Source organism: Citrobacter sp. Awk 2, from assembly GCF_028069815.1.
Lineage (GTDB): Bacteria > Pseudomonadota > Gammaproteobacteria > Enterobacterales > Enterobacteriaceae > Citrobacter.
The window spans coordinates 1-21974 of record NZ_JANEWL010000086.1 but is presented as its reverse complement, the minus strand read 5'-3'; the positions used below and the strand labels follow the sequence as shown (position 1 = coordinate 21974).

The 21974-nt window shown below is 48.4% G+C and carries 23 protein-coding genes and 2 pseudogenes; 12 read left to right on the top strand and 13 right to left on the bottom strand.

Translation table 11 applies throughout. The annotated features are described in order from the left end of the window. Window positions 1–358 precede the first annotated feature (358 nt). Window positions 359–985: a LysE family translocator gene (locus NNO02_RS18260; protein WP_271440212.1), complete on the top strand. Its 627-nt coding sequence runs from the start codon at window positions 359–361 to the stop codon at window positions 983–985. 78 nt (window positions 986–1063) lie between these two features. On the opposite strand, the gene NNO02_RS18255 is transcribed toward NNO02_RS18260, so the two are convergent. From NNO02_RS18255 to NNO02_RS18245, 3 genes are all read right to left on the bottom strand, one after another. Next, the gene (locus tag NNO02_RS18255) at window positions 1064–1264 is read right to left on the bottom strand and encodes a hypothetical protein (protein WP_271440213.1); all 201 of its coding nucleotides are present in this window, start codon (window positions 1262–1264) and stop codon (window positions 1064–1066) included. Between the two features lie 82 nt (window positions 1265–1346). After that, window positions 1347–2081, bottom strand: a complete 735-nt coding sequence (gene ypdB, locus NNO02_RS18250) for a two-component system response regulator YpdB (RefSeq protein WP_271440214.1) — start codon at window positions 2079–2081, stop codon at window positions 1347–1349. 14 nt (window positions 2082–2095) lie between these two features. After that, a complete protein-coding gene (locus NNO02_RS18245) occupies window positions 2096–3793 on the bottom strand; it encodes a sensor histidine kinase (RefSeq protein WP_086523807.1) in 1698 nt (565 codons plus the stop codon). Between the two features lie 387 nt (window positions 3794–4180). On the opposite strand from NNO02_RS18245, the gene alaC reads away from it, so the two are divergent. After that, complete coding sequence (alaC, locus tag NNO02_RS18240) at window positions 4181–5419, top strand: alanine transaminase (protein ID WP_137384255.1); 1239 nt, start codon at window positions 4181–4183, stop codon at window positions 5417–5419. Window positions 5420–5486: 67 nt separating this feature from the next. Here alaC and ypdK read toward each other — a convergent pair whose 3' ends face one another. Further along, a complete protein-coding gene (gene ypdK / locus NNO02_RS18235; RefSeq protein ID WP_010723117.1) occupies window positions 5487–5558 on the bottom strand; it encodes a membrane protein YpdK in 72 nt (23 codons plus the stop codon). A gap of 344 nt (window positions 5559–5902) precedes the next feature. Between ypdK and NNO02_RS18230 the strand changes: the two genes are divergently transcribed. After that, on the top strand, window positions 5903–6517 hold the full coding sequence (locus NNO02_RS18230; RefSeq protein WP_271440215.1) for a lysozyme inhibitor LprI family protein: 615 nt from the start codon (window positions 5903–5905) through the stop codon (window positions 6515–6517). Between the two features lie 41 nt (window positions 6518–6558). Here NNO02_RS18230 and lpxP read toward each other — a convergent pair whose 3' ends face one another. Continuing rightward, entirely contained in the window at window positions 6559–7479 is a 921-nt protein-coding gene (gene lpxP / locus NNO02_RS18225; protein WP_005129779.1) for a kdo(2)-lipid IV(A) palmitoleoyltransferase, read from the bottom strand. Between the two features lie 440 nt (window positions 7480–7919). On the opposite strand from lpxP, the gene NNO02_RS18220 reads away from it, so the two are divergent. Beyond that, complete coding sequence (locus NNO02_RS18220) at window positions 7920–8162, top strand: YfdY family protein (protein ID WP_271440216.1); 243 nt, start codon at window positions 7920–7922, stop codon at window positions 8160–8162. A gap of 115 nt (window positions 8163–8277) precedes the next feature. Here NNO02_RS18220 and pgtP read toward each other — a convergent pair whose 3' ends face one another. Beyond that, window positions 8278–9669, bottom strand: coding sequence for a phosphoglycerate transporter PgtP (gene pgtP, locus NNO02_RS18215; RefSeq protein ID WP_040231431.1), 1392 nt, complete (start codon window positions 9667–9669; stop codon window positions 8278–8280). 415 nt (window positions 9670–10084) lie between these two features. Here pgtP and pgtC point away from each other — a divergent pair, with 415 nt between their 5' ends. Genes pgtC through pgtA form a run of 3 tightly spaced genes read left to right on the top strand, consistent with a single transcriptional unit; the run spans window position 10085 to window position 14527 of the window. Then, window positions 10085–11284 carry a phosphoglycerate transport regulator PgtC gene (gene pgtC / locus NNO02_RS18210; RefSeq protein WP_271440254.1) on the top strand — a complete coding sequence of 400 codons (1200 nt, stop codon included), beginning with the start codon at window positions 10085–10087 and terminating at the stop codon, window positions 11282–11284. Then, window positions 11281–13290 carry a two-component system sensor histidine kinase PgtB gene (gene pgtB, locus NNO02_RS18205; RefSeq protein ID WP_271455433.1) on the top strand — a complete coding sequence of 670 codons (2010 nt, stop codon included), beginning with the start codon at window positions 11281–11283 and terminating at the stop codon, window positions 13288–13290. Before pgtC ends, pgtB begins: the two co-directional genes overlap by 4 nt. Next, on the top strand, window positions 13280–14527 hold the full coding sequence (gene pgtA / locus NNO02_RS18200) for a two-component system response regulator PgtA (RefSeq protein WP_271455432.1): 1248 nt from the start codon (window positions 13280–13282) through the stop codon (window positions 14525–14527). The genes pgtB and pgtA overlap by 11 nt, the downstream gene beginning before the upstream one ends. 100 nt (window positions 14528–14627) lie before the next feature. Here pgtA and NNO02_RS18195 read toward each other — a convergent pair whose 3' ends face one another. Together NNO02_RS18195 and NNO02_RS18190 are read right to left on the bottom strand one after the other, a co-directional pair. Next, window positions 14628–15167: a DUF2058 domain-containing protein gene (locus NNO02_RS18195; protein WP_271440219.1), complete on the bottom strand. Its 540-nt coding sequence runs from the start codon at window positions 15165–15167 to the stop codon at window positions 14628–14630. Between the two features lie 116 nt (window positions 15168–15283). After that, the gene (locus tag NNO02_RS18190) at window positions 15284–15760 is read right to left on the bottom strand and encodes a WbuC family cupin fold metalloprotein (protein ID WP_271455431.1); all 477 of its coding nucleotides are present in this window, start codon (window positions 15758–15760) and stop codon (window positions 15284–15286) included. Between the two features lie 168 nt (window positions 15761–15928). Here NNO02_RS18190 and NNO02_RS18185 point away from each other — a divergent pair, with 168 nt between their 5' ends. Beyond that, entirely contained in the window at window positions 15929–17308 is a 1380-nt protein-coding gene (locus tag NNO02_RS18185; protein ID WP_271455430.1) for a diguanylate cyclase, read from the top strand. A gap of 269 nt (window positions 17309–17577) precedes the next feature. On the opposite strand, the gene NNO02_RS18180 is transcribed toward NNO02_RS18185, so the two are convergent. After that, entirely contained in the window at window positions 17578–17793 is a 216-nt protein-coding gene (locus NNO02_RS18180; protein WP_271448645.1) for a hypothetical protein, read from the bottom strand. A gap of 113 nt (window positions 17794–17906) precedes the next feature. Here NNO02_RS18180 and NNO02_RS18175 point away from each other — a divergent pair. The 3 genes and pseudogenes from NNO02_RS18175 to NNO02_RS18165 form a co-directional block, all read left to right on the top strand. Further along, window positions 17907–18026: pseudogene (locus NNO02_RS18175) on the top strand (nuclease); the annotation flags it as partial. A 50-nt stretch (window positions 18027–18076) separates the two neighbouring features. Continuing rightward, entirely contained in the window at window positions 18077–19039 is a 963-nt protein-coding gene (locus tag NNO02_RS18170) for an ankyrin repeat domain-containing protein (RefSeq protein WP_271455429.1), read from the top strand. 114 nt (window positions 19040–19153) lie between these two features. Beyond that, window positions 19154–19609, top strand: a complete 456-nt coding sequence (locus tag NNO02_RS18165) for a hypothetical protein (RefSeq protein WP_271448550.1) — start codon at window positions 19154–19156, stop codon at window positions 19607–19609. Between the two features lie 38 nt (window positions 19610–19647). On the opposite strand, the gene NNO02_RS18160 is transcribed toward NNO02_RS18165, so the two are convergent. The 4 genes and pseudogenes from NNO02_RS18160 to NNO02_RS18150 form a co-directional block, all read right to left on the bottom strand. Continuing rightward, entirely contained in the window at window positions 19648–20370 is a 723-nt protein-coding gene (locus NNO02_RS18160; RefSeq protein WP_271455428.1) for an IS3 family transposase, read from the bottom strand. A gap of 47 nt (window positions 20371–20417) precedes the next feature. Further along, window positions 20418–20525, bottom strand: a pseudogene (locus NNO02_RS23875) (tyrosine-type recombinase/integrase); the annotation flags it as partial. A gap of 351 nt (window positions 20526–20876) precedes the next feature. Beyond that, a complete protein-coding gene (locus NNO02_RS18155; protein ID WP_079965309.1) occupies window positions 20877–21137 on the bottom strand; it encodes a Txe/YoeB family addiction module toxin in 261 nt (86 codons plus the stop codon). Next, window positions 21137–21382, bottom strand: coding sequence for a type II toxin-antitoxin system Phd/YefM family antitoxin (locus tag NNO02_RS18150; protein ID WP_052932205.1), 246 nt, complete (start codon window positions 21380–21382; stop codon window positions 21137–21139). The genes NNO02_RS18155 and NNO02_RS18150 overlap by 1 nt, the downstream gene beginning before the upstream one ends. Window positions 21383–21610: 228 nt before the next feature. Here NNO02_RS18150 and NNO02_RS18145 point away from each other — a divergent pair, with 228 nt between their 5' ends. After that, complete coding sequence (locus NNO02_RS18145) at window positions 21611–21871, top strand: ogr/Delta-like zinc finger family protein (protein WP_271455427.1); 261 nt, start codon at window positions 21611–21613, stop codon at window positions 21869–21871. Window positions 21872–21974: the final 103 nt, after the last annotated feature.

Sequence of the window (21974 nt, the reverse complement as noted above, 5' to 3'; positions counted from 1 at the left end):
TTATTACAAATGTCATTATGTTGACATTAAATATCCTGGCACAACCGCAAAAGGTTGCCGCAATAATAAGAAAAAGTATAAATATCACTCTTGTGGATAACGTGTCGAAATATCATTAAGTTAGCGTAAATTTAATGCTTTTCACTTTATGAGAACGGACATCTTATTTAGAGTAATACGTCGGGATAGTATTGCATTATCCAGGCCAGATTGCTGCAATAAGACTCGATTTATCGTGAGGAATTCTTTTTAGTATATTTAGTAAGCGGTAAAAGTGATGGAGCTTAAAGAGGCTGGTGAGCTAGAATAAACGTCCTGATTTATTGGTAATGCATTTCAGCCTGGCGAATTTTTAAATATGTTTATTCCTTCTGTTAGTGCGACGGCCTTTGTTGCTTCGATTGCCACATTGGGCATTCTTTCTCCCGGCCCGGACTTCTTTATGGTGATTAAAAATGCGGCGCGCTACAAGCGTCTTCAGGCCATGATGACGGCTCTTGGCATCGTCGGTGGTGTGGCAACCCATATGTCCTACTGTGTGGCTGGACTGGCGGTTGTTATTACCACGACACCCTGGCTATTCGATATTCTGAAATATGCGGGGGCTGCGTATCTGATTTGGGTGGGGCTGCAAGCTCTGCTGTCACGCGGACACAACAGTATGGATATGACCCAGGTTGCGCGCCAGGAAGTGACGTTAGGTAAAGCATTTCTGCAGGGTTATTTGTGCAACCTGCTCAATCCAAAAGCGACGCTGTTTTTCCTGTCGATCTTCACTCAGGTGCTGAGCGTCCAGTCTGGTTTTCCAGAAAAAGCCTGGTATGCCGGCGTTATTTTGATGGTGTCAGTGATTTGGTGGCCGGTACTCGTGATCCTTATCCAAAGTGCGCCAGTTCGCGCTGGCCTGGCAAAGGCGCAGAAAATCATCGATAAAATGCTGGGCGGTCTGCTGATTGCTCTCGGTATTAAGGTTGCTCTTAGCTAATTCGGTTTAGCCTGTAGCATGTCCTGCACACTAAGTGGCCGCGAGCTAATGGTTTAGTTAGCTCGCGACCTGTTATTGTCAGTGAGATGTCGTGCTTGTTGCGTTTTGTATCGGCAGTTTCCCGGCTCTCAGTAGCACCATCTCTTGCTTACATAGCAGTACGATAGCCTGACGAGCCTTCATTCTACGTGAGGTGAGGGCTTTTTTCACCGCACGGCGATCTGCACCCAGTTCCAGCATCTGAAAACATAACTGGGATAGCGCATGTCTGTATTTCATTGAAAACTCACTTTATTACGTTTTATAGCACCGGCAGTAGATCGCCATTTTACAACGATCCGCATGGTCATGACTAATCGCACTATAAATGCATTAATTGCCTGAATTCTTTTACTTTGCTCCGGCTAACCGGGATTTCAAATTCCAGATCTTTCAATCGCAAAATATAGGTGTTGTTAAACCACGGTTCGATCTCGCGGATTTTGTTCAGGTTTACGCAGAATGAGCGGTGGCAGCGGAAAAAATGTGAGGCAGGCAGTTTGCTGCAAAATTCGGTGATGTTCATCGGCATGACATACGATTCGCGCCGCGTGTAGACGAAGGTCATCTTTTCATGGGCTTCAGCGTAGTAAATATCGTTGATTGGCGTAACGATAATCCGCTCGTCTTTGATCAGGTTGATCGTATCGTTTTCACGCGTCACCGGGCTGCTAAGGGGGGCTCCTGTTTGCTGCTGTTGCCAGGCTGCCTCCAGTTTTTGCAACATGCCGACAATTCGTGATTCCTGGTACGGTTTCAGAATATAGTCAAACGCTTCCAGTTCAAAGGCTTCAACAGCGTGTTCTTTCCAGGCTGTAATAAACACAATAAAGGGCTTATGCGCAAACTGACTGATGTTTTGCGCCAGCAGCACACCATCCAGTGACGGAATATTTATATCCAGAAAAATAGCGTCAACGCGGTTGTGCTGCAGGTATTTAAGCACATCCAGACCGTCGTCAAATGTACCGACAATCTCCATCTGGCTGTGCTCTTTTATCAGCCAGCTAAGTTCCTGTTGGGCCAGGAATTCATCTTCAACAATGATGACTTTCACAACTTTACTCCTGGTTAAAGCAATAATGTGGCCGGGGCTGCTGCAGGTGAGTGCTGGTTTGGCACGTAAAACGCAATCTCTGTGCCAGGTTCAAGACGACGGATATGTAGCCCTTCACCGTACAGGAGCTTAACGCGGTGATGCACATTCAACAGGCCAATTTTATTGCCCGGCATTTCATTGGACTCAACGCGTTCAATGACTTTCGGATCGATACCATGGCCAGTATCTCTGACGGCAATGCGTACCCGATTACCACATTCCGCCACGCTGATCGTGACCACACCTTTCCCTTTGCAGGGTTGGATCCCATGGACGATGGCATTCTCAACCAATGGCTGAATCAGCAGGCTGGGAATAAAACAGCTGACCTCTTCATCAATATCATAAATAACCGTCAACTTATCGCCAAAACGGGCCTGTTCAATAGCAATGTAATCCTTAATTTGATACAGCTCTTTCTTGATGTCGATCTGCTCATCATCTTTTAATTCAATATTATAGCGAAGATAGCGTGATAAATTAAAAATGAGCTGGCGTGCAGTGTCCGGGTTCAGTCGCACTGACGATGAGATCGCGTTTAGCGCGTTAAACAGAAAATGGGGATTTATTTTACTTTGTAGTGCCCGCAACTCTGCCTTATTTGCCATTTCGCGTAGCTGCTCGGCGCGGGAAACCTCAAGCTGAGTCGAGATAATTTGTGACAGACCGATAGCCATTTCTTGTAATGAAGAGGTGATCTGGTGGGCATGGCAGTAGTAGATTTTCAGCGTGCCAGTGACCACACCTTTTTCCCACAACGGTATTACCAGCATGGAGTGTATTTCCGGCGTGCGATGTGCTTCATCATTGTTCTTTATGATGATTTTTCCGTAATTTATCGCCTGCTGGGTGGTCGGGCTAACGAAATCATCGTTATCGCGGTAGTTCAGTTCGCCAACGCCGACATAGGCCAGAACGTGCTGGGTATTGGTGATCGCGACGGCATCTGCATGAATATCATGGCGAATAATTTCGCACACCTGGCGTAGCGACTCGCTATTGACCTGACGAAAAAGCGGCAGGGTTTTGTTGGCGATATCCAGCGCCAGTTTAGCCTGTTTTGCCGCACTGGCTTCTTTCTCTCCTTCCACGCTTTGTACCAGCATGACGATAAAGCCGATACAGACGCTGCCAAGGATCATTGGGATACCGATTTTCGAGACGATATCCAGCCCCAGTTCGGTTGTGGGAGCCCAGGCGACCACCAGAATCATGGTCAATGATTCGCACAGCATCCCGCCTAAAATACCGGCGCGCCAGTGTTGTGCCTTAGGGATTTTTCGGTTGATCCAACCCGCAATACAGCCAGCAAGGATGCTGGTAATAAAACAGGGAAGGGCGGTAACACCTCCAATATCAATCAGATAACGGTGTGTACCCGCGATGAGTCCGGTAATGATACCGACCCATGGGCCGAACAGAATTCCGCCTGACATCACGGCAATAATACGCACGTTCACCAGTGAGCCTTCTACTGGTACACCAGACCAGGTGCTGAACAGGGCAAACATGGAGAAAATGGCCGTAACGGCGAGCAGTTCTTTCACCGAGTGGGCTGACTTGTGCAACAGTTCGCGGAACAGGCGGATACGAATCAGGAAAAACAGACAGAACAGCATCAGCGCTGCCCGATCAAAGACCGCCAGCAGCATATTGAATATTTCGTGCACAGGTGACTCTTGCGAAGGGGTTAAACCCCTATGATAGGTAACCTGAGGCTGGATGACCAGCATCCCTGTCAGCACAGGTTAATGAGGAAAAACCACAATATTAAAAGGGGATTGTTGCATGATTGTTGTATTTACAATATCCCTCCAGAGAAGGTGAACTTCAACGTAATGTATTTAACAACAAAATGTTAAAAAATGGTGATTTCATGAGGGTTAGATATTCATGCATTTCCCGTTTTAGAAACGCTGTTCCTCTTTTATGCCGATAAAAAATATTTTGCTGTACCTCTCGACAGAAGGAAATTAATCAGGCTATTTTCTAAACGTGCCACCATCGTGGCAGCGTCGCTCGGACGGTCCGGGCGCTAACGTACATCTGAGGATATTATGGCTGACTCCCGCCCTGAACGTCGTTTTACGCGTATTGATCGTCTCCCCCCTTACGTTTTTAACATTACCGCTGAACTGAAGATGGCTGCGCGTCGGCGCGGCGAAGATATTATCGATTTCAGCATGGGGAATCCGGACGGTGCTACGCCTCCTCACATTGTCGAAAAACTGTGTACCGTGGCGCAGCGCCCGGATACCCACGGTTATTCAACGTCGCGCGGTATTCCTCGTTTACGTCGGGCGATTTCTCGCTGGTATCAGGAACGCTATGACGTCGAGATCGATCCTGAATCCGAAGCGATTGTAACGATTGGCTCCAAAGAGGGGCTGGCTCACCTGATGTTGGCGACATTGGATCACGGCGACACCGTCCTGGTGCCGAATCCCAGTTACCCAATCCATATTTATGGTGCCGTTATCGCCGGAGCACAGGTGCGTTCCGTGCCGCTGGTGGAAGGGGTCGACTTCTTTAATGAACTGGAGCGTGCGATTCGCGAAAGCTATCCGAAACCGAAGATGATGATCTTAGGCTTCCCGTCCAACCCGACGGCGCAGTGTGTCGAGCTGGAGTTTTTCGAAAAGGTCGTCGCGCTGGCTAAACGCTACGATGTGCTGGTGGTTCACGACCTGGCCTATGCCGATATTGTCTACGATGGCTGGAAAGCGCCATCGATTATGCAGGTTCCGGGGGCCCGTGATGTTGCCGTTGAATTTTTCACCTTGTCGAAAAGCTATAACATGGCGGGGTGGCGCATTGGTTTTATGGTTGGCAATAAAACGCTGGTAAACGCACTGGCGCGCATTAAGAGCTATCACGATTATGGAACGTTTACACCGCTGCAGGTAGCCGCTATTGCCGCGCTGGAAGGTGATCAGCAGTGTGTACGGGATATCGCTGAGCAATATAAGCGTCGTCGCGATGTGCTGGTCAAAGGGCTGCATGAAGCGGGCTGGATGGTTGAAATGCCAAAAGCGTCGATGTACGTGTGGGCGAAAATTCCGGAGCAGTACGCCGCAATGGGGTCGCTTGAATTTGCCAAAAAATTGCTGAATGAGGCGAAGGTTTGTGTTTCGCCGGGGATTGGCTTTGGGGACTATGGTGATACACACGTGCGTTTTGCGTTGATTGAGAACCGTGACCGTACCCGCCAGGCAATCCGCGGAATCAAAGCCATGTTCCGCGCAGATGGTTTACTCCCGGCCAGCCCGAAATCAGCCACTGAAAGTACCGACTAGCAAAACTTTCACCTTACAACGCAAACAGGAGCCAAATGGCTCCTGTTTTTTTGCTGCATCTTTCAATTTAGATCATCAGGGCAAAAGTACCGGCCCATACGATGACCATAAAAGAAATGCCCATAAAGAAATATTTCACTTTTCATCTCTCCGCATACGATGAGTACGCCTAAATGAACATATGCTTACCTGACAGAGAGCTGATGCGAGCATAAACGAAAGGGAGAATACCCCGCGTTTGCTTGGCTGCATCACCTCAGAATTCTGAGCTTTAATGCTCCAGACGGCGCTAATGTACGCCTAAAAATGAGGTGAAACAAGAGGCATTTTTTTATTTAATTTTAGTAACTTACAAGTGTCGTGATTCGGCGACAGTTTAATTTCTGACGGTAATAAATTGCTATTGAGCGACGTAGTTGTTACTCAGAGAATTCTCATATCACCTTGAGGTTAATGCGGTTAATTTTCTCGCGGAATTTGATAATGAAAAGGTTAAAAATGACCAGATTAATGATGTTAGCACTTGTTCTTGCGCCATTAACGTCGATGGCAGCTGCACCACAAGCGTTCAATTTCAGCTGCGCAAGTATTGGTGGCGTGAATAGTGATGGTAAAGGCAATGTATGGATTAATGGCACAAAAGCGACCATTAAGACCTTTAATGAAAATTATTGGGAGGCGAAGAGCGGTAAAAATACCGTCTCAATTTCCAGAAAAGATGACGGAAACCCGGAAGTGTCCTGGGCTGGCCCAAACCGCAAGCATGGGATTTGTCAGCCTGAAGATAATGTTGATTTCTCCCCAGCGAAAAAATCGACCCATGCTGGTCCATCGTTCTCCTGTTCTGCAGTGGAAAAGGGAAGCATGGAAGAGATTATCTGTCAGAGCCCGTCGCTTTCCGCAATGGATTTAAAATTGAACGGGATCTACAAGCAGGCGCTGACTAAATCGAAAAATGACCCGACGCTAAAAGCAGAGCAACGAGGCTGGATCAAAGGACGTAATGAATGCTGGAAAGAGCAGGATAAGCCCGCCTGCCTTGCCAGAGAATATAGCGAACGAATGACTGAATTACAGAACAAGTGGGGTGTTAAGTAATTCAAGTGCAGAAATAAAGAAAGGCCATTCGGCCTTTCTTTTTAGACATATAGCGAGGCTTCACCCATCGGGCGGGTTTTGAAACGACGATGGATCCAGAGATACTGCTCGGGTGCCCGCATGATCTCTTTCTCAATGATTTTGTTCATATAGGCCGCGGCCTGGTTTTCATCTTCCGGGTAGCCTTCCATTTCTGGCGTGATAAACAGACGGTAGCCGGAGTTATCAGATTTTCTCACCATGGTGACGGTCAGCATTTTCGCCCCTGACAAGCGTGACAGCACGTAGGTACCGTTGGTTGTCGCAACATCTTTGACGGCGAAGAATGGCGCAAATGAGCTGCCTTTACGGCCATAATCCTGATCGGGTGCAAACCATACGGCTTCCCCTTTTTTCAGTGCGCCGACAATGCCGCGCAGATTATTTCTGCCGATCATGGCTTTGTTCGAGCGCATACGGCCACGGGTTTGTATCCACTCCATTAATTTGTTGTTGTGCGGGCGGTAGGTTGCCATCATTGGCTGGCAAAGCCCCATCACACGGCCCCCCAGTTCCAGCGACATAAAATGCACGCCGACTACCATTACGCCACGGTTATGCGCCTGAGCGCGTTGCAGGTTGTCCAGGCCTTCAACATCAAACCATTTACGCACCCGGCGATCTGGCCAGAACCAGGCCATTCCGGTTTCAAGCAGTGCCATGCCGAGTGAGCGGAAGTTCTCGTCGACCAGTTTGTTCCTTTCTTCTTGTGACAGATTCGGGAAACAGAGTTCGAGATTTTTATGGGCAATGGATTCCCGGCGCTTTAAAAATGGGCGCGCCAGCGTACCTGTACGGGTGCCCAGAAAACATAAAACAGGATAAGGGAGTTGCACCAGTAACCAGAGCACACCGACACCGAACCATGTGAGCCAGTAGCGCGGATGCAAAAACGCGCGCGAAAATTTACATTGGGGGAACATAAGCACCTGTTGTTGGTACGAAAATAATGTATCGCGAAGATTCTTTGTCTACAGCGTTACTCTCTGACACTGAACAGTTAGGTCACTATGAGCGACAATGGTTCCTGTAAAGAGTGTAAAACTGAGTCAGGACAAACCACGAGGGGTATGAATGATCGGACGCACAATGTACACCCGAAGATTAATGTCATCCAGAAATAATTCCTCAAGTTTCGTAAATGTTTTTTGGTCGATAAAAAGCAAGAATAGGTTTATAGATAATTTGTTGTTTTTATGACGATTAAATAAAGGCCAACAGAGAATGCTCTGTTCAGAAGGTGAACAGTTATTGTAGCGAAAATGTTGCTTGAATTGCGAACGGATAGGAATTGTCTTAGACTATAAAATCAAGGAAGTGTAAGGACTTACGTCGATTTTTACGGCAGACAGGAGGTAACGCTATGTTCTATTTTTGGACTTTCCTCGCATTGAGCATTCTGTGCGTCAGTTGCTATATTTGGCAGGTAATGGGCGCTGCCGCGTCAATTAGTTCTTTTTTCGGCATGGCTATCCTTACGGCATTAATTTATTTCTTTACCATACGGTTGACTGATGGAAACGAAATGGTAACGGGACTATTTCTTTTTCTTGCCCCGACATGCGGATTGATCATTCGCTTTATGGTGGGGGATGATAAGCATTAAATCGAAGGTTCATAACTGAAAACGCAATTGTGTACCCCATTGACTGATTTTCTGGCTTCCATCTGAGCAAACTAAAGTGCCAGCATCGCTGGCACTTTTTTCTCTCTAAAGCAGATTACCTTGCATCAGCAAGCTGCAGCTCGGTGTCCTGTTGTTGGGCATTTTTTCGTTGTTGTTCGAGTTCCAGCGCCCCGCGGTGAGACAGATAGCAGAACAGAATGCAGCAGACAATCCCGCCCATCAGCAGATAGAAACCGCCATGCCATCCCATTTTATCGACCATGACACCAAACAGACTGGTTCCCAGCGATGCACCAAAAATGTAGCTCATAAAACCACGTAATCCGACCGCCGAACCGACAGCAAAGCTAGGGACGATTTCCATGGTCTGAACAGACGCCAGGAACTGGGGAACATAGATCAAGCACCCGACGATGGCAGCAAAAATAGTGACCATCAGCAGAGATTCACTTTTCCAGTAACCAATCAGGCAGACGAAGATCAGCGCCATACAAATCATGGCCAACGGCATGCGACGACCTTTAAACAGTTTGTCGGTCAGCCAGCCTGCCAGCAATGTGGAAGGAATTGCCGCCCATTCGAAAAACAGGAACGCCACACTCATTTGCTCTTTCGAGAAATGTTTTTCAGTTAACAGATAAATCGGTAACCAACTGATCATGCCAAAACGCACCATATAGACAAAAACGTCTACCAGTGAAACATACCAGGCATTTTTGTTACGCAGCACGTAGGTGCAAAAAATCTGAAAGGCGCTCATGTTTTCCGGTGCCTGGGTTACGTGCCGGGCATTTAACACGACTTTTTCTTCCGGCATCATCTGTTCCAGCGCAGGCAAGCCTTCTTCGCGTGGTGAGCCTTTGCCCAACATCAGAACAATAAAAGCAAATAGCACCGCAACACAGGCTGGGACGATATAGCTGGCGCTTTGCCAGTGTTCGCTGCCGAGAATAGCAAAGGCGGCGCCAACAATGGGGGCGACAATACCGCCACCGACGTTGTGTGAGATATTCCAGAATGCGCCAACGCGTCCACGCTCTTTGCGTGGGAACCAGTTGGCGATGGTAATAAACGAGGGACCGACGCCCATCCCCTGGAACAACCCGTTGAAGACCACCAGCGCGGCAAAAATCCAGAATCCGGTGCTGAACCCTAAGCCAACGTTGACAATGGCGCACAGGATCAGACCGCAAGCCATAAAGACTTTCGGGCTGGCTTTGTCTGCCAGGCTGCTCATGATGCCTTTACTGATCCCATAGGCAATAAGCATACAACTGCTGAGTAAACCAATCTGTGTTGCGCTGAGATCCAGATGTTCTTTCAGGTACGGGGTCGAGAGGGTGAAGTTATTGCGTACAATATAATACGCAAGATAACCAAGAAATACGCTAAGTAACGCCTGAATGCGGTATCGACCGTAAGTCTCCTGAATTTTTTCTTCCGGGACTTTATTTGCCGATGGCCCTGTCTTGAATATTGATAACATATCATCACCTAAATTTATATTGATGTGAATATCAGGATTTTTCGCAGTGAAGAGTGAAATAGGTGGCGAAGAAATTCAAATTGAAGAAATGTGTCACTATTGACTCAATTTGCTGAAAGTGGGACTGATTTTGACCCTTTTGAATTATGGTGAGGTCAGAACTATTATTCTGAATGCGTTTTTATCATCAGCATGTGCGGGTATTAACAAATTCAAACGACATTTTCGGGTATTCTTTATCTCTGTTATCGCATTCCGTCTGGTTATTCTGATAGCGGTTTTATCTTTTTCACCTGTCATGATAAACGGGTAAGTTTTGTCTCAATATTATTTTTCGACGATGTTGGTATTTATGAACAGGATCACAAACAGACTTTTCTGCCGGGGTAGTTTGTTGGCGCTCTCACTGTGTTTTATGTCGCTGTCGGCGACCTGTCTGGCACAGGGGAAGGAGCTGGTGATGGCGACGACGTTTTCCCCGGGGGCAACGGCCTGGATTATTCAGCGCTGGCAAACGGAGCCGGGGTCCGTGATGATCCGCACGCTGAACCGGACCAGTTCTTCTCTCGAACAATTGCTCGATACGGCGAATGCGGAAAACGTTGACCTGATTTTAACCTCTTCGCCGATGCTACTACAGCATCTTCAGGAGCATCAGAAACTTGCTCCTTTTGATAACGCATTGCCGGAAAGCCAGCGGCTGGTGCCTGAGTCAATACGGTCGACGTCTGTAGCCGTGGCGATCTCAGGATTTGGTCTGCTGATTAATCGTTCAGCACTGACGGCGCGACATCTGCCTCCACCGACGGACTGGGGGGATTTAACGCATCCTAAATATCAAAATGCCCTGCTGATGAGTAGTCCATCGCGCTCCGATACCAATCACCTGATGGTTGAATCACTGCTGCAGCAAAAGGGGTGGCAAGAAGGTTGGGCGACATTGCTGGCCAGTGCCGGGAACCTGGTGACCATCTCATCACGCAGCTTTGGTGTTGCGGATAAAATTAAGAGCGGATTGGGCGTTGCGGGACCGGTTATTGATAACTATGCCAATCTGCTGCTCAATGACCCCAATCTGACCTTTACTTACTTCCCACACTCTGCGGTCTCGCCGACCTACGTAGCTGTGCTGAAAAACAGCCCGCGTGCCAATGAAGCACAACGTTTTATCCGCTATTTATTGAGCCCGGAAGGACAGCGGATCCTTGCCGATGCGAATACCGGTAAATATCCGGTAACGTCGCTGGCAGCAGATAACCCGCGTGCAGCCCAACAGGCCATTTTGATGAAACAGCCACCGCTTAATTACCGTCTGATCCTGAAACGTCAACAGCTGGTCCAGCGGATGTTTGATACGGCCATCAGTTTCCGCCTCGCACAGCTTAAGGATGCCTGGCGAGCGCTGTACAGTGCGGAAGCACGTCTGAAACACCCGTTACCCGAAATCAGAGCGCTGTTAACCCAGGTCCCAATCGACGCCAGGAGCAGCGAAGATGAAGCCTGGCTTGCTCAATTCGATAATAAAAGTTTTGCTGAACAGCAAATGATGGAGTGGCAACTCTGGTTTCTTAACAACCAGCGCCTGGCGATATCAAAACTGGAAGAACTACAATGAAAGGCGGTTCGCTATGGCAACGTCTTCGTCAGCTCAGCATCAGCAGCAGTTTGCGGGGTGCTTTTCTGACGGGAGCTTTACTGACGCTAAGCGTGAGCTGTGTCAGTTTGTATTCCTGGCATGAGCAAAGCTCGCAAATCCGCTATTCGCTCGATGACTATTTCCCGCGCGTGCATTCCGCTTTTTTGATTGAAGGGAATCTTAACCTGGTTGTCGATCAGCTTAATGAATTCCTGCTTGCCCCCAACACGACTGTACGGCTGCAACTGCGCAATCAGATCATAGAACATCTGGACAAAATTGAACTGCTGAGTCGGGGATTGCAACCCACGGAACAGCAACAGCTGGCGGTGATTTTGCAGGATAGCCGGGCGTTGATGACCGAGCTGGACAGGGTGCTCTACAACATGTTCCTGGTACGCGAAAAAGTCAGCGAACTTTCCGCGCGAATCGACTGGTTACATGATGATTTCACGACCGAACTGAACTCTCTGGTGCAGGATTTCACCTGGCAGCAGGGAACGTTGTTGGATCAAATTGAAGCGAAAAATGGTGACGCGGCGTTGTACCTGAAACGCGCCAGGGAGGTGCAAAATGAGCAGCAACAGGTGTACACGCTGGCAAGAATTGAAAACCAGATTGTCGATGATTTACGCGACAGGTTGAATGAACTGAAGTCAGGTAGCGACGACGGCATGCTGGTAGAGAATCATATTCGTTATCTGGAAAATTTGAAGAAAACGGCGGATGAAAATATCCGCACCCTGGACGACTGGCCCAGTACTATCACGTTGCGACAAACCATCGACGAATTGCTGGAAATCGGGATGATGAAAAACAAAATGCCCGATACGATGCGCGATTACGTCGCGGCGCAAAAAGCGCTGGTTGATGCCAGTCATGCCAGAGAAGCTACGCTTGGTCGTTTTCGAACATTGCTTGAGGCTCAGTTGGGAAGTAGTCATCAGCAAATGCAGATGTTTAACCAGCGACTGGAGCAGATTGTTCGCGTCAGCGGTGGGCTTATTCTGCTGGCGACGCTATTGGCGCTGCTTCTTGCCTGGGGGCTCAACCACTACTTTATCCGTTCACGGTTGGTGAAGCGTTTTACCGCGCTCAACCAGGCCGTGGTGCAAATTGGTCTTGGCAGAACCGATGCCTCGATCCCGGTTTATGGTCGTGATGAGCTAGGGCGCATTGCGGGGTTACTGCGCCATACGCTGGGTCAGCTCAATACGCAAAAAAGTCAGCTTGAGCAGGAAGTGGCAGAGCGTAAGGAGATTGAAGCCGATCTGCGAGCGACCCAGGGCGAATTGATTCAGACGGCGAAACTGGCGGTGGTTGGACAGACCATGACCACGCTGGCCCACGAAATCAATCAACCACTGAATGCCTTGTCGATGTATCTGTTTACTGCGGGCAGGGCAATTGAACAGGAGCAGTTGGCGCAGGCCAGAAGCACGTTAACCAAAGCTGAAGGACTCATTACCCGTATCGATGCCATTATCCGCTCATTGCGACAGTTTGCGCGCCGGGCCGAGCCGGGGGCACCACTGCATCCGGTCGATTTACGACAAACCTTCAGCGCGGCCTGGGAGCTATTGTCTATGCGGCATAAACCGCAGCAGGGTACGCTTTCGCTGCCGGTTGAGCGCGTGTGGGTTACGGGCGATGAAGTGAGAATTCAGCAAGTTCTGGTAAACATACTGGCAAATGCGTTGGATGCCTGCCCGGTTGCCGCGAAGATTGACGTTCACTGGCAGGTCGAGGGTAGTACGGTGTGTGTCTTTGTCAGCGATAATGGCCCCGGCTGGCCTGGTGCACTGCTGCCGTCGCTATTAAAACCGTTTACCACCAGTAAGGATGTTGGTCTCGGTATTGGGCTATCAATTTGTGTCTCGTTAATGACGCAGATGAACGGCGAGCTACGCCTGGCGTCAACGCTGGGGCGCAATGCCTGCGTGGTACTGCAATTCAACCTGACGGATGTAGAAGATGTTGAGTGATGAATATTCTGTTCTGCTGATTGATGATGATGCCGATGTCCTTGATGCTTACACCTTGTTGCTTGAGCAGGCAGGCTATCGGGTATGCGCGTGCAATAACCCCTATGATGCCCGAAATTGGCTACAGGCTGACTGGCCCGGTATCGTCCTGAGTGACGTGTGTATGCCCGGCTGTAACGGTATCGAACTGATGGCTCTTTTTCATCAGGATGATAACCAACTGCCGATCCTGCTGATTACCGGTCATGGCGATGTGCCGATGGCGGTGGATGCGGTGAAAAAAGGGGCATGGGATTTTCTGCAAAAGCCGGTCGATCCCGGCAAGCTGCTGTTGCAGGTTGCAGAGGCGTTGCAGCAGCGAAAATCTGTGATTGCCCGTCGTCATTACTGCCAACAAAAGCTGCAGGTTGAGCTGGTTGGCTACAGCGACTGGATAAATCAGTACCGTCAACGCCTGCAGCAACTGGCAGAAACGGATCTTGCCGTCTGGTTTTATGGGGAGCCGGGGACGGGACGCATGACGGGAGCCCGTTATCTGCATCAACTGGGACGTAGCGCCCAGGGGCCGCTTATTCGCGCAGAGCTCACCATCGGGAACACCGCTCAGCTCGATGAGCTGATTGCACAAGCGCAAGGCGGGACGCTGGTATTAAGCCATATAGCGTGTTTGACGCGCGAGCAGCAGCAGCAGTTGGTTCACCTGCAAAGCCAGGAGCGGCGTCCTTTTCGGTTAATTGGTATTGGTACGACATCGCTGGTGGAGCTGGCGGCAACAAACCAGATCGTGGCCGAACTGTATTACTGTTTCGCCATGACGCAAATCGCCTGCCAGCCGCTATCCCTGCGCCCGGACGATATTGAGCCGCTTTTTCGCCATTACCTGCAAAAAGCCTGCCTGCGTCTGAACCACCCCATTCCGGAGGTCGACGGGGAATTGCTGAAAGGGATGCGACGTCGTGTATGGCTGAGCAATGTGCGAGAGCTGGCAAACGCCGCAGAGCTTTTTGCCGTTGGGTTGCTGCCATTGGCGGAAACCGCCAATCCGCAGTTGCATATGCCGGAACCGACACCGTTAGATCGCCGGGTTGAAGAGTATGAGCGGCAAATCATTACCGAAGCGCTAAATATTCATCAAGGGCGTATTAATGAAGTGGCAGAATATCTGCAAGTTCCGCGCAAAAAGCTGTATTTGCGGATGAGAAAATACGGGCTAAGCAAAGAGCATTATAAGTTCTAGAGAGAGGAGGCGCGGTTATGATAAGGGTAATTGAATGAACATCTGAGTCGTCACCTCATTATTAGAAAAAATGCCGGACTTATTATCCGGCATTTTCCATTTACCACATTAAATCGTCAGGTACGACGAAATCAGCGTACGGATCGTCTTCGTCTTTCGCTTCCTGGCTCAGCTCACAATTTAAGACGATGTAGCTGTCGTCACGTTGTGCAATTTTATCGGCAACGACGGCCGGGATAATAGCATATTCGCTGTCACGGTCGCTTTCGGCGGTCAGCCGGGCAATAGCCAGACGCCCTTTAATCAATTGCGCCTGTGTCAGCTTATCCACGTAGATTTTTTTTATCAGATTATTATCGGTGAAGTTATACCCAATATCACCTTTAGAAATGGTGATTTTGTTCATTTCAATAAGCTGCTTAATCTGCGCTTTGTATTCTTTCGACAGCGTCGCTTGTTTCTGTTGATCGCTTAACTGCTTATCCCGTTCAATTTGTGCTTTTTTATTCTCTTCAACCGCTTCTCTGGCTTCACGGGCCTGAACGCGCGATTTTTTCGCTGTTCTCTGTACTTTCGCCATTTTTTTGCTGGAGACTAAGCCAGCTTTCAGCATCTGCTCTTGTAGGGTGAGTTTTGTCATTTTGGTGTCTGATCCAATAAAATCGTTGTCAGGATTATAACCTTAACGTCCGATGGGATGCCAGAATACGGGGTTTTACCAAACTGGTTTGGCTTCTGTCTGTTACCGCGAAATGTTCAGGCGCTAAACGGCGTATCTCCGGGCTGAACATGCTGATACCAGGCCATCAGCTCAGTCGTGCCGGGCTCGCCCTCAGCAGGCGCCCAGGCCGCAACGTCTTGTTCGGCCACGGGTTGATAACCACCGTGTTTAACTTCAAAAATAACGCCCCCCTTATCCAGGGACAAGACGGCGTGCCAGGTACCGGCATCCATCTCCAGCGCCATACAGTCCTCTCCTAACACAACACGCCGCGTGACGACGCCGGCCTCATCAAAATTCAATACCACAAAGCGCCCGCTGAGAGGTAATAACAGCTCAAAGGTATGCGGGTGGCGATGAGGGCGGACATAGGTTCCTGGTTCCATCGCAATCGCCAGACGCTGAACGGGATCGCTTAGTTGCGGATGAAAATTACGATGTGCGCGCAAGCGAGGAGAATGGGCTGCTGCTTCACTTTGTTGTTGCAGATCGCTGAAGGTTATTTGTTTCATGTTAGCCGCCAGAAAGGAGTCCAGTGTCAGTCAGTCTGTTTGGATTGTGCAAAGCAGTGTATGTGAAGGCGATATTGGTAGGGAAGGCATTCATACCCAATAATCATAACAGACTATAATTTGCCAGCCGTACTGAAAACGGTAACAACTTACCCTGAGGACCATCCTATGGAAACCTATCTACAAACCGTGAAGGACGAGTGGGTACAGTTGATTAATGAGACGGACCCATACGTCCATCAGCTTGCAGCACAACTGGCACACGTTCATGCGCCGGTGCTGATCGCAGAGTTTTACCGCGTTGTATTGGCCGACCCTAATGCCGCGGAGTTTTTAACCACCGAGCAGGTAGAAAGGCAGCTACAAGAAGCATTACGTCGTTGGCTTATCGATGTGCTTTCCTGCCAGGTAGAACAGGTTGAAGAACAGATGCGTGCCCAGCAGCGTGCCGCGGATGTTCACGCTCGCATCGGGATCTCTGTTGATCTGGTTGAAATGGGCTTCAGAGTACTAAAAAAATTACTGCTGCCGCTGATTAATACCAGCCCGCACACTTCTGAAATCAAACTCAACATTTACCACTACGCCATCAACAGTATCGATCTGGCGATGGAGGTTATGTCACGAGCGTATGTCTTCAGTGAGAATAATGCGGCTAAAGAGGACGAAAACTATCGCATCTTCTCACTGATGGAGAACGCAGAAGAGGAAAAGGAACGGCAGACTAACGCGTTACTGACGTGGGAAATGACGCTGCTTTATAAAGTCATGTTTGACTCCAGCATCGGGAATAGCAGCCCGCTTGGTCAATCCGATTTCGGATTGTGGTTTAGCCATAAGGGACGTCATTACTTCAGTGGGATTGCTGAGGCAGGACATATATCCCGCCTGATCCAGGATTTTGATGACATTTTTAAAGATATCCGCATCTCTGACGATGCCCTCGCCAGTAAACCGCGACGGGTTAAGTTTTTGCAGCAAACACGGAACATACTCTCGCAAATCGTCACTTTACTGCGCGAACTGTTTGATGAAGTCTCGCGACATGAGGTGGGGATGGACGTGTTGACGCGCTTGCTGAACCGTCGTTTTCTGCCAACCATTTTTAAACGCGAAATCATTCACGCCAGTCGAAGCGGGATACCGCTTTCGACGCTGCTGATTGATGTCGACAAATTTAAGCAGATCAACGATACGTGGGGACATAACACCGGAGATGAGATCCTGCGTAAAGTCGCCGGTGCGTTTTATGACAATGTGCGTACCTGCGACTATGTTTTTCGTTATGGCGGCGATGAGTTCCTCATCATCCTGACCGAAATCAACGTGGCTGACACTCTGCGCATTGCAGAGCGGATCCGCAAAGGCGTGGAAAGAATTAAGGTGAACTCTCCGACAGGCGAACCCATTTTACTTTCTCTTTCAATCGGTGCAGCGATGTTTAATGGACATCCCGATTATGAGCGTCTTATCCAGGCGGCTGATGAAGCGCTGTATGGCGCAAAACGCCGGGGGAGAAACTGTGTGGAGCTATGGCAAGTACCGTGATGGTGAAATAAAACGCAGCGTTGCGTGATAGATGTGATGGTGTCCCCAGGAGTGGTTCAATGTGCCGCTAACAACAGCGATTGCAGTTGTTGAGCACATCCTTGATGGTACGATCTCTCAATATCGGATGGATAATACGACCGGGAGGATTGTTGCGAAGAAGGCGATTTAGCTTCGAGGACCACTTTAAGCTGCTGAGAACTCTGTGCTGGTGCATAGAGATCTTTTTTAGTGGTCGTTGTGTTACCCGAAACCACCATTCGGATTACTCAGCCTGCTAGATTCTGTTTTCTGGATTGAATTCTAACACTCATTTTTTTCATTATTAGTGCATTCATAATGGACTTATCCACCACGCCGTTGAGTATCGTGTCTACTTGAACGACCGGAACCAATGAAACAGCCTGAGATTCCCAGCGCATTGTGGCAGGGGCGGCACCGATGCTGCGTGCAAGATAATAACGAGTGCCGTCCACATTCATCACTGGATTACCAGACTCCAGCTGAATTTGCAGCAGGCTGGCGAAACGGGAAATATGAAGAAAAAACCAACCGACATTATTAACTGAAGGTTGTATCTAATCCAGGGGGTAGGTCAAAATGGCTGGAAACCCGCGCAGAAAATGACGCGGTGAACGAGGTCGGTTTCTTCGGTAATCAGAACACTGTCGGTAAGCTCACCATGCCGAAATGGCGTCATACGGTGGATAAACTATAACGTATTTTCTTGCGTAGGGATGCTGAACGGGCACAGTAAGAGAGGCTGGAATGAAGTCTGTTAACGATAAAGTATTAAAACTCGCTTTTCAGGGAGAATGGGAAACTATTTTGCCCATTTTTCGTGATTATCCTCATCTGGTCAATCTTCCCAGTGAACCTAAAGGCTACACCCCGTTGCATCAGGCTGCATGGCATGGGGCCAATTTGTCGGTGATAGGGGAACTGTTATCTCTTGGAGCCGACAGAAGTGCGACAACGAACACTAAGCGACAGACGGCTTATGACATCGTGGTCGAAAAGCACAAGAGACCTGAACTGGAGTATCTTCTTTTCCCACAAAAAGCGACTCTCGCGCAAATCATCAGAAAAGTTGTTACCAATGAACGGCAATTATTCACTGATTATGATGGCAACCAAATTTTGGTCGATAAAATGATTTCAGCTTTTGGTGCTGAGTCATGTCCTGATGACCTTAGCGAACTGGATACCAGGCTAAATCACCTCTTTTTTGCGTTGACGGGTAAAGCGATATCAACGGCTGAAGCCATTTACTTTGATGTAGCTGACGGTTTTACATTCACGGTAGAGGCTGATTTTTTCAGGCTGATATTTTTCCCGTTGGTGCATAAGATTGCGGCAAAAAAGATTAGCATTCCGGAACGCGAATGGGCCGTTGTATCAGACTTGTTTGACCCGGCCCCATCTCAATGGGGATCGCGTGGGAGCCTCTTCTTATGGCTGGAGATGCGCAAGGCATTATGTCAGGTGAGTATCCCGGAAGATGAAGACGAGTTGGCAAATATCATTGCGGCGGCATTTCAGGCATTGACTGGAAGATCATTAATTCATCGGGTAGGGGAAGATGAGTTTTTTGTAAAACGGTTTAGCCGTGGCGGTGGATCTTCAGGCTATGTTTCCTCCTTGTATTGGCTGAATAATTTCATCCCCCAGTTGCAAAAAAGACTGGCCTGGATGCAGGCGGTTTGGTTGACCTCACCTCGTGAGGCTTAGTGCTTTTTTTATTAAGTGCTGAAAGTTGGTTTTGTTGTTTTAGATGTAGATGGTTATCTCATCGCTGCAAATTTGCAGCATTTACTGATTTTTTGAATCGTTTGAGAGAAAATTATGAACACAGCAGAATTAGGGCAGTTAGCGGTATTGCACAAATTAACCAGCCTTGGGGCCAGAAATGTTGTCGTTCAAAAGGAAGGCAACAAGTCATTCATCCTATTTGAGGCCCCCAACGGTAAAACGTGCAAAGTGACGACTCGATCGAAAAAAGTGGGAACATGGCAAACCACAACCAACTATGCTGCCCAGTGTACTCTTGATAAAAAAAATAATGAGTTTTGGGTTTTTATCGATCTTGGTCGAGAGCCGAATACTTTCTATGTCACGCCGCTGTCGTGGATCAGGAATGATATTTATGAGGCTCATGTGGAGTATCTGGATAAACACGGTGGGCACCGTGCGCAGAATGATAAGTCGACTCATCATTCTATTTCAGTAAAACGTATCGCTGGCTGGAAAAATGCTTGGGGAGAAATGGGCTTGAGTGACTCTGTGAATACCTCGGTATAACCTGAAAGGTTACGTTGAGCTGAATCGCCACGGATAATCTAGACACTTCCGAGCCGTTGATAATACTGGTTTTCATATTCTGTCGGTGACATCAGATTGCTCGAACCATGCCGACGCTTACTGTTATAAAACATTTCGATGTAATCAAAAATATCGCTGCGGGCTTCTTCCCGCGTTCCGTAGATCTTTTTCTTTATCCGCTCGCGTTTCAGTAACTGGAAAAAGCTTTCTGCAACCGCGTTATCGTAATAGTTGCCACGACGGCTCATACTCCCTTCCAGGCCGTGTGATTTCAGGAATAACTGCCACTCATGACTTGTGTACTGACTGCCTTGGTCCGAGTGAACCAGCACCTTTCTTTGCGGATTACGCCGCCATACAGCCATCAGCAGTGCGTTCAGGACAATGTCCTTTGTCATCCGGGATTGCATTGACCAGCCGATAATTTTGCGTGAGAACAGGTCAACAACCACGGCCAGATACAGCCAGCCCTCGTGGGTCCTGATGTAGGTGATGTCCGTTACCAAACGCTCATCCGGAGCATCCGGATTGAACTGTCGCTGGAGCCGGCGGATCTCGGCCTGTGCATCTGACTGTTCTTTATTAGTGGATGAGTCCGGCCCGGATTTCTTTAGCCATGCATAAAGACTGTGGGTGGTGATATCGAGACGTGTTGCGACACTAGAAACCGAATGGCCACGATCAACAACCTGCTTAACGGCTTCAATTTTAAACTCTTCAGGATAACGCTTACTGCTCATATGCACCTCTCTTTAAGCCATTTTAAATGACTATGAGGTGTCTGTTAAACCTGTGGCGATTCAACTGGCACATAAAGGTACAGCCCGTTGCTGTCGAGCAGTCGGTATGGTTTATCTTTCGGCTTTGCCGCGTCGATCTGCTTGATGGTTAGCATGGGTAAAATTCCGGTGGGTAAAATTATTTACTCGTTTTTTACCCGCCGAAGTATGCGGCTGTCAACGTTCTATTGCGAACTATGGCGAACTTATATTTTATTGAGAGCATGTTGTGTAAGGGATTTTGCGAACTACTGCGGAGAGTGGCGAACTGTGAAATGGTGTCCCTGCAGGAAACGCCTTTAATGATAACTAATTGATATTTAATTTGTTTTTATGGCGAAGGCTTTATTTGTACCCGTATTTATACCCGTTTTGTGAGATTCCCTTTTTGAGAATCACATACAGAAAGGGGAGGGCAAGATTAGCTGGCAAAGTTTAAGGCAAACCCGCCAGCCAGGGAAAAGCTGTTAGATCGTGGTGTAGTGATAACGACACGCGACGATATACAGATCGCCTTGCTCAACGTAATACACCAGGCGATGTTCTTTTGTGATGCGACGTGACCAGAGGGGCTTACGGTGCTTTAGCGCCTCCGGCTTCCCTATCCCCTTGAAGGGGCTTTCCTTAGCCGATTTGATTAACTCCATTACCTTGTTATGCGTCTTTGGGTCATTCTCGGCCCAGTACTGAAGATCGCTTTTTGCCTGCGGGGATATCCTGACTTTCATTAAATGTCCAGTTCCTCATAATCGCCGCGTTCGAGCGATGCAAGGCTGGCTTCAATGTGTGCCGCGTTCGCCGGGTTACTGAACAGGTGCAACGTTTCCTGAATCGATGCGAACTCCTCCGCGTCGATCATTACCACGCTTTTAGCACCCTTACGCGTAACCAGGATTGGCGCACGATCATCATTAGCCTGCTGCATCAGGTCAGCTAAATGCTGTCGAGCATCGGTGTAGTTTACGTGTTGCATGACTTCTCCAGGGTGTCGAGACTTGATGGTTCAATCATGGCATACGTACAACTACTTGTACATGTGATTTTATGTTACTTATTTAGTTGTGATCGAACTATTATCAAATAGCGACAAGTGCTGTGTGGTGCAAAGCTGATTGGCGTTGCTCGTCACTTATGTTTTTTGTTGATCGTCTGGTATGTTCTACCGTGGTGCAATGCCTGATAATGCCTAACGTTTTCTGGTATGACAATTCAAGAGCAAATCTATCAGTCATATCCCGTAGGTAAAACAAACAGGAAACACCCACAACTGTACGATGTGTACTGCTATTGCTCTAATGTGGAGTGCGGTCACTTTTTTGTGATGAATGTTGCTTTCTCCCATTCCGTTAGTCCAAGCGCGCTGAACGGGCAGGGGAGGGTTAAAGAGCTAATTGATGCAATTCCACCCGAGGAACGGGAAAAGGCTTTAAAGTTGCTGCTGGCTGCGCAAAAGAATGGGTAAAGTATGCGTCGGGAATGGCCGATCCGTTCCCGGAACCTGAACACAGGATTTCAGTTTATACGGACATAAAATTATTATTTTTCAACTTGTTATGTTTTTCATG